This window comes from Gilliamella sp. X-57 (assembly GCF_057063565.1).
Genome location: NZ_JBXSQI010000036.1, coordinates 1 through 8,890, shown reverse-complemented (window position 1 = coordinate 8,890; position 8,890 = coordinate 1). Strand labels below are relative to the sequence as shown.

The window sequence follows — 8,890 nt, the reverse complement described above, 5'->3', positions numbered from 1 at the left end:
GTCATGGTTTGACGGGCATTGATTACCGTCTAGAGCTAAAAGATAGCTACCCTGAGCGGGAGTTTATCACCCAATGGCAAGAAAGTGACCTTGCCTTTATTCAACGCTTATTGGCCGATGTCGGTATTTGGTTTCGCTTTGAAATGCACGCTGAGCACCACTGTGATGTGATGGTGTTAAGTGATTATGAACAAGGCTATGCGCAGGTCGCTGATATCGACTATAAACTACCCAGTGGCATGGCAGATAGTGGCGTTGAAAGTGTTTGGGATATTACCTTACATAGTGAAGTAGTGGCCTGTTCAGTGAAGGTACAAGACTATAACTACCGTGATGCCCTCGCCGATTTACAGGGTGAAGTTAACAGCCAACCCAAAGACCGCACCACTTATGGCACTGACTACCGTTATGCCGAGCACTATAAAGGTTTAGATAGCAACGGGCAAGACAACCCACAAAATAGTGATGATAATAACGGTGATGATGATAACCATGATAATAATGATAATCGTGATAATGGCAATAACTTTAATGAGAATAACAGGCATGACGAGAATCAGATTGAAAGCGGTCAGTGGTATGCGCGTATTCGCCATGAACAGGCGATTAGCCAGCAAATTATCCTCAAAGGCAAGAGTAACCGCTATAACCTTGCCCCCGGTCAATGGATTAACCTCAACGGCAGTCCGCTAGCCGATATTAATGACGGTATCATCATTTTAAGTGTGCAGGGGCAGGGTAATCGCACTGATGCCTATGAACTCACCTTTACCGCCATTCCCTATCAAGCCTTAAAACCCTATCGCCCTGCGCCCATACGCTGGCCACAAGTCAGCGGCACTTTACCTGCCCGCGTCACCAGCCCTAATCATGACACCTATGGTTATATCGACCCGCAAGGGCGCTATCGGGTTAAATTTAATGTCGACCTGAAAGAATGGAAAAGTGGCACGGAAAGCCTGTGGGTACGTTTAGCTAAACCTTATGCAGGTAACACCTATGGTTTTCACTTCCCGTTAATTGACGGCACCGAAGTAGCCATTGCCTTTATGCAGGGTAATCCTGACCGGCCGTATATTGCCCATGCGATGCATGACAGTGCTCACCCTGACCCTATCACCACCATTAACAAACACCGCAATGTGATTCGCACGCCAGCTAATAACAAACTGCGCATGGATGATAAACGCGGGCAAGAGCATATTAAACTGGCCACCGAATACGGCAAAACTCAGCTTAACCTAGGTCACTTAGTTAACGAAAAAAAACAACCCCGTGGTGAGGGCTTTGAACTGCGTACCGACGAATGGGGCGCGATAAGAGCGGGTAAAGGACTGTACATTACCAGTGAAGAACAAACCCAAGCAAGTCATATACAGCTACAAATGGACAACGCTGTTAAAGAACTAGCGCAAGCGGCTGAAATGGTTAAACGGCTCAATGAACTTGCCGAGGCCGCCAAAGCTGAACTAGCTGATTTACAAACCCAAAAACAGCTATTTGAACAAAGCTTAAAAGAACTAAAACAACCGGGAATACTCACTTACGCACCGGCTGGCTTGGCTGATGTCACCCCAAGTTCAATTCAACACACCGCAGGTGAAAACATTATCCAGACAGCTCAAAACACGGTTGATGTTAGTGCATTTAAACGCTTTATGGTCACTGCGGGCAACATGATAAGCCTATTTGCCAATAAAATGGGCATAAAAATATTTGCCTCGCAAGGTAATGTCGACATACAGGCACAAAATGATGCAATGCAATTAAGTTCAAAACAGGATATGAAAATTACCAGTACCGACAGTGAAGTCATTATCTCAGCAAATAAAAAGCTCACATTAACGTGCGGTGGGGCGGCTATTGTGATTGAAAATGGCGGTATAAAAATGCTTGCCCCGGGTGATGTTCAGGTTAAATCGGCTAGCTTTCGTATATTAGGACCGGCAAATTACCGAGTGCCAAAAACCAATTTGCCAAAAGGCGATACTTGTTCGGAGTCAGCATAATGGAAAAGCAAATACTCACTCTGTTAGAGAATGAAAAAGCGTGCAAGCAGTATCGTTATCTACTCATTGATAACTTAGTTTCGCTCAGTGATTTTCATCTATTATCGCTGGACAGTTTGCAAGAAAACCTAGGTAAAGAAGCTATCCAAATTGTACCAAGGCCAGATTTAGCCCACGATCAGCGTCATTGCCCAAAGTTAGTTGTGATCGCAAAACCTGATGAACCAATCAATAAAAAATTGGTTCATTTTATTAGTAATCAACTCAAGCAAGAAGGTTCACTGCAAAAACGGTATATCTGTGCATGCATAGTCAGCGAAAATCAACCTGATTTATTAAGTGATCAACTAATTAATATCGGTTTAAAGTTAGGTCAATTAATTGGGGTTCGTTTTGTGCCTTTTTATGAGCCGTTTCGAATGTTTTTATTGCAAGAAGGCAATAAAATTTGTCCTGATTGGTTACCAAATTTATTAAATTGCTGTAGCACTTACTGTTTTACCTCATTCAACAATCATTTGCAGATTATTCAATCACTATCTTATACCCCAGAACGCTTTGATATATTTGTAACAGAAGAAACTAAAAATTTTTTAAAACAATCGGTTAAGCTATATCATTTAACCGTGGCTTGGCAAAATATTTGTGAAAATCAAAATAAAAATATTGAAGATTCAGACATATTATTATTAGCTGAATTTTATAACCAAGCGAAACAAGAAGGGTTAGAAGATGATAACGATCGATTTACTTTATCATTAGTGCTTATGCGCTATAAAAACCGATTAGCCCCCAAATCGTTAAAAGCCGCGATAGCGAAAGCAATAGATGAACCGGGTACTTTAGCACAGCATTTGAGTCAAATAGAGCTAAAACAATAATAACAAAGGAATATATCATGGAAAAAATCGACCCTAATATTTTTACTGAAGCAAAAAACGCTTCAGCAATGGCCGATGGTGGATGTGGCACTTGTCAACGAAACGGCATGCCCTTTTTTTTAGTTCGTCAATCGGTTATTAATCCCAATGCTTACCACGGTATAGACTGGTCAGAAAACGTCCCCGAATTAACCGATAGGCGCCCTAACGTGGCATTAACGAAGCATAAATACGCCTTAAGAATGTTACGCAAAGGGTATGTTTATGTATTAATGGAACAAAATGGCAATCGAAAATTATTAGGCTACGAAGTGACCTCGAAAGGGGCATTAAGGCACCGTTCCATTTACCATATGAAAAAATACGAGATTGAAGATTTGGCTGAAAAATGCACTGAAATGAACCACAATATCCCCGCTATGTTTGCTAATATTGATGTATTAAATGCAACGGTATGGATAGCTTATAGCCGTCGAGCTTGGTCAAAAGATATTGAAGATTATTACCGTTCTCCAGATGCTGATTTAAGGCGATTCACCAAAGTAACGATAAACGATAAAACCCGAAACGACCCTACCGCTTTAACCGTCGGGCGTAGTTTTGCTTTCAACGATTTACTCGACAAGAATAAAGCGCCTTATTTACCCGAGTTTTTCTTTAACAAAAAAGATTTTAACGTACGTTTTCCAAGCGCACATGAATTTTATGATTATTCAGATAAAGATGATTTAAAAGCAATTGCAAATATAGCCGCAAAATTTGAAAATCAGTATCAATGTACAATAGGTTGCATTGTGTTAGAAGACACCTTCGGCATAGCCGAAGAGCTTAATGCCCAACGATTGCGCAATTTTGACCCTATTAATAATGCTTTTTTAGAGCACGAACGGGCAATAGAGAAAAAATTAACCGATGCCTATAACGAAAAAATAGCAGATTATACGCCATCGGATAACTGGTTAAATGCGTCTGATGAGTTACCACAGCTGTTTCCATATGCAAAAGATTATTTTCAAAGCCTTATAAATCCTAATATTGATGACAATCAAAGTGACACCGCACAGTCACAAGCAATAACAATCCCCCTAAGACCCAATACAAATACCTCCAAATATTATCATAAATATTTTTCTACTGAGCGTGGCTATAAACGCAGGATTGTGTCTTGTATTGACGCTTATAAAAAAGGATTAAAGAACTATTGTAATGACGTTATAGACAAAGATTATGAAGGCTCTGACACTCAGCCAAAATATTACGATGCCTATGAACCAGGCTCTAATTATAAAGGTGCGAAGAATTCTTATTATAATACTATCAAAACGTTACAAGAAAATGGATATAAAGAAGTTGCCTTATCAGAAGCAGAAAAAAAAGAACTACTCACAAAGCATAAATCCGCCATACCAGCTGTTGATGTAAGACGATTTCATTGGACATTGGATAATGCAGCTGAAAGCAAATTTAAAAAGGAATGGGCAAAACTCGATGCACGGCTAGATAAGGGTAAACTCGATGCATTTCGCCAAGAAGATAAAAACCTATTTGACGAAATTGTTAAAGACATCCGCAAAATATCAATCGATTATTTAGTTTATGTTACTTGGCTTTTTGGCTCAAAAGATAAACCGTCTCAATATGCCCCAGCTGGACTGACCGATTATAATCAAGTTGAGTTTTGGAAACGGGAACAAGAAAACGACTACTCTAAAGACCACTTAGGCTATTTTGAAGATATTACTACCATATTACAAGGTAATATAACAATGGCGAAGCTACCTGAACAGTTTGGCTTATGGGACAGCCTATTACGAGACGAAAATTCCATCTATTTTTATCTATTAAAAGGTCAAGACAATAACCTGTATGAATTGCTACTAAAACAACGGATTGATGAAATGGAGCAAAATCAAGATGCAGCAAACCACAAAACGAACGTAACCATTCTCAATGAATTAGTAGGCAAAATTAACGATATTTTGAATTTGCCAATTGATGCAAAAGATACGACCTTATTTGTGGATAAAATGGAAGTATTAATGAATTGGATGGCTGCAGGTGTTGCTAATCCACCCAAAAACCCTAAGTTAATTAACGGCGTTTTAATGAAAGATCATGGCACAGAACTGCTTAAAATTTTTTCGGGTATTGAGCATAGGCGTATAAGTTTACCGGTCAAAATTAAAAATCTACCCAAAGTTTATGAAATTTTGATGGATCATTCAGATGTATCAACGGTGAGCATTGATAAAAGTTCCAAGCTGTATAAGCTATCAAGAGTATCGGATGCCGATAAGCGTTGGCAATTTGAAAGCCAACTGACTAAAAGCCAGCTCGAAAAAACGGTTCAAATGGAGTTTATGGTGTTGGCTGATGATATTGCCTCAATGAATAACATGATTGATGAGTTGAAAAAAGGCGGCAATTTAAAAGAACCCACCCTTGCCAAAGCCAAAAAGGTGTTAGGCGCTGAAATTAAACACGCTCACCAATTTAGTGGTGAGCTAACCTTAGCTGACCTTGAAATAGCAATGGTACAAGCCAAACGACGAATTAAGTTCGATGCCACCAAAGGGATTTTGATGAATGGGATAATGATATTTTTACAAGGCCACCTATTCAGTCAAAATAGGCAAGCACTCGAGGCTGAAGGGCGTGAAATGCGGCAAGAAGTGAAAGAGGAAATTCTTAATGACATGGCAAAGACTGGTGTAATTATGTCGTTAATGTCGGCCGAAGTAATGGCCCACACGATTAAGCTAGTTGGTAGTGCATTACCCAAAACCAATATCTTTACCACCATGATACCGGGTTGTGAGAAATTTATAAAAGTCACTGGGGGAACGCTAGCGCTAATTACAATATTGGATGGGGTCATGGATATTTATAAAGGGGGTGGTTATGTGAAAAATGGTGATACTTTAGATGGATTTTTAGTAGGTGCCGGTGGTTCATTAATACTTTTATCAGGAATTACAAATTTTGTTGGAGCTTTAGGTATTGCTGCTATTTCTTTATCATTAGCTTTAGTTGCTATAGCTTTTGCCGTTATTGGCGTAATTTTCGTGTATATAGGCTCAGAAGCCGATCGTTGGTCACCGCTGCAAATTTGGTTTAATCGTTGCTATTTTGGGAAACATGAACATCAAGAAAAAGGGGAGCCTTATCCTCTCACCGCTGTTGGTACCAGTGCTGCGTTAAATGACTATTTTGCCTATATTTCAGGTGTTTATTTGGCTTTAAATTATGATTCTATGGATTTAGAATTTTTTGGTGATTACTTTATATACAGCCAGAATGATCTTGATATATTAGATTATACGGGTGGACTGCATGTGCATATTAAACTGCCCAATTTTGATGCGCAAAGCCGTTATGTCTGTATGGTCTATCTAACAGATTCTGAAGAGCAATCGGCTAAGGTCAAAATTGCAAAAGGTAAAGACGGTAAAAATCTGAATGTTACGGTATCACCCAATCAATGTAATTATGATTTAGTGCGCTGGGTTGCTTCTAAAGATTATCCTATCGAATCAAATATAAATAATACTGTGGCGATAGACCAAAAAGTTGCCGAATTAAGGTTAAAAGCCAAAAAAGTGATTGGCATATTACATTACTGGCAAAGTAAAGACGCCAAATCGCCACTACGCATTGAACATATTATCAATTAAAAAGGAGAACGAATAATGCCATCCAAATATCAACCGCAAGTTTCCGCATGGCGCGAGGATTTGCCTAAATGGGTATATACAACAAAATTACATTTAAGTAATAATAAAAAATTACGTTATGCTAATGATGATTATTGTGAATTTTCTCGGCGTTTAAGTGGGATGAATCCTTTACTTCGTATATTTATGGTTACTATTGTGTTACTTTGTAATTTATTATCTATATGGGGGTTATCATGGATCATACCAAGTACTATTATAGACACTAGGGGCAATGTAATAGTTATACCATGTTGTTTATTATTCATATTTTTTATTTATTTTTTTTTCTAATGGCTTCGAATATTTTTTTTGCTCCTGAAGATTGTCCCATTCGTTTCAATCGAAAAACAGGTAAAGTTTATATTTATGACCATTTTATTTTATATTTTGGGTCGTGGGCGACTTTCACTCGCTCACCTTTAAAAGTAAAAGAAATAACGGTTAAAGAGTTTAATTGGGCAGATATTCAAGGTTGTATGACCTCAGTATCAGTTCCTCTTGCTAGTGGCGGAATGGTTAGAAGCTATCGTCTAGAATGTGTGGTATGTGAGCCTAATACCACCAAAGTGATTGACCATTTTCTACTAGCAGCCTATAGCAGTTTAAGCTATGACGAATGGATGTGGATAAATAACTATATGGCCTTTTATGATAATAATTTGGATGCGGAATTAATGCCAGAAGAAGAGTTTACATGGCCAATCAAAGTCAACTGGCCAGAAGAAATCGACAAAAAATCCAAAGCTAGCTCGCTTGAAGAGTATCAGAAAATAGATGCCGAGTATAAAAAAATTAAGGAATAAAAATCTCCAAATTATCATTGGCGTAATTTTAGTATTTATTTGGCTTTAAATTATCAACCTTATGATATGGAGTTCTTTTTGGACGATATTCGTAATGATTCAGATGAAAACGCTGCATTAATTTATGCCGGTGGGTTGCATGTGCATATTAAACTGCCCAATTTTGATGCGCAAAGCCGTTATGTCTGTATGGTCTATCTAACAGATTCTGAAGAGCAATCGGCTAAGGTCAAAATTGCAAAAGGTAAAGACGATAAACATTTGCATGTTACGGTATCACCCAATCAATGTAATTATGATTTAGTGCGCTGGGTTGCTTCTAAAGATTATCCTATCAAATCAAATATAAATGATACAGTGACGATAGACCAAAAAGTTGCCGAATTAAGGGTAAAAGCCAAAAAAGTGATTGGCATATTACATTACTGGCAAAGTAAAGACGCCAAATCGCCACTACGCATTGAACATATTATCAATTAAAAAGGAGAACGTAATAATGCCATCCAAATATCAACCGCAAGTTTCCGCATGGCGCGAGGATTTGTATAAATGGGTATATACAACAAAATTACATTTAAGTAATAATAAAAAACTACGCTATGCTAATGATGATTATTGTGAGTTTTCAAGAAGATTACCTGTGATGAAATATTTTCTTCGTTGCATAACAGTAATCTTTTCTTTAATATTTGTTGTATCTATAATATTAGGAATATTATTTATTATTTATATTATTACTAAACTAAATGAAGGTAGGTCTATATTTATACTTTGTACTTTTTTAATAATATTGTCATTTCAACTTTTTCTTCAGATGTTTTTGAATATTTGTTTTGCTCCCGAAGATTGTCCTGTTCGCTTTAATCGTAAAACAGGTAAAGTTTATATTTATGACCATTTTATTTTATATTTTGGGTCATGGGCAACTTTTACTCGCTCACCTTTAAAAGTAAAAGAAATAACGGTTAAGGAGTTTAATTGGGCAGATATTCAAGGGTGTATGACCTCTGTATCAGTTCCTCTTGCTAGTGGCGGAATGGTTAGAAGCTATCGTCTAGAATGTGTGGTATGTGAGCCTAATACCACTAAAGTGATTGACCACTTTCTGTTGACTGCTGGTAGCCCAAGCTATGACGAATGGATGTGGATAAATAACTATATGGCCTTTTCGGATAATAATTTGGATGCGGAATTAATGCCAGAAGAAGAGTTTACATGGCCAATTAAAGTCAACTGGCCAGAAGAAATCGACAAAAAATCCAAAGCTAGCTCGCTTGAAGAGTATCAGAAAATAGATGCCGAGTATAAAAAAATTAAGGAATAAATAATGCCATCCAAATATCAACCACAGGTCTCATGCTGGCGCGAAGATTTATACAAAGGGGTTTATACAACGCGCCATTATTTAAGTAATAATAAAAAATTACGTTATGCTAATGATGATTATTGTGAATTTTCTCGGCGAACAAAGGGATGGGAGT

At 37.8% G+C, this 8,890-nt stretch carries 6 protein-coding genes; all 6 read left to right on the top strand.

Features of this window, described 5'->3' with window-relative positions:
• A partial coding sequence (locus tag ACYIAL_RS12340) for a type VI secretion system Vgr family protein (protein ID WP_483751844.1) occupies positions 1-2,009 on the top strand: 2,009 nt, incomplete at its 5' end.
• Entirely contained in the window at positions 2,009-2,890 is an 882-nt protein-coding gene (locus ACYIAL_RS12335; protein WP_483751843.1) for a hypothetical protein, read from the top strand. The genes ACYIAL_RS12340 and ACYIAL_RS12335, both read left to right, overlap by 1 nt.
• Before the next feature lie 17 nt (positions 2,891-2,907).
• On the top strand, positions 2,908-6,564 hold the full coding sequence (locus ACYIAL_RS12330; RefSeq protein ID WP_483751842.1) for a toxin VasX: 3,657 nt from the start codon (positions 2,908-2,910) through the stop codon (positions 6,562-6,564).
• Positions 6,565-6,854: 290 nt separating this feature from the next.
• Positions 6,855-7,409, top strand: coding sequence for a DUF6708 domain-containing protein (locus ACYIAL_RS12325; RefSeq protein WP_483751841.1), 555 nt, complete (start codon positions 6,855-6,857; stop codon positions 7,407-7,409).
• A 39-nt stretch (positions 7,410-7,448) separates the two neighbouring features.
• Positions 7,449-7,889, top strand: a complete 441-nt coding sequence (locus tag ACYIAL_RS12320) for a hypothetical protein (protein ID WP_483751840.1) — start codon at positions 7,449-7,451, stop codon at positions 7,887-7,889.
• A gap of 16 nt (positions 7,890-7,905) precedes the next feature.
• Positions 7,906-8,733: a DUF6708 domain-containing protein gene (locus ACYIAL_RS12315; protein ID WP_483751839.1), complete on the top strand. Its 828-nt coding sequence runs from the start codon at positions 7,906-7,908 to the stop codon at positions 8,731-8,733.
• The last annotated feature ends 157 nt before the right edge of the window (positions 8,734-8,890 follow it).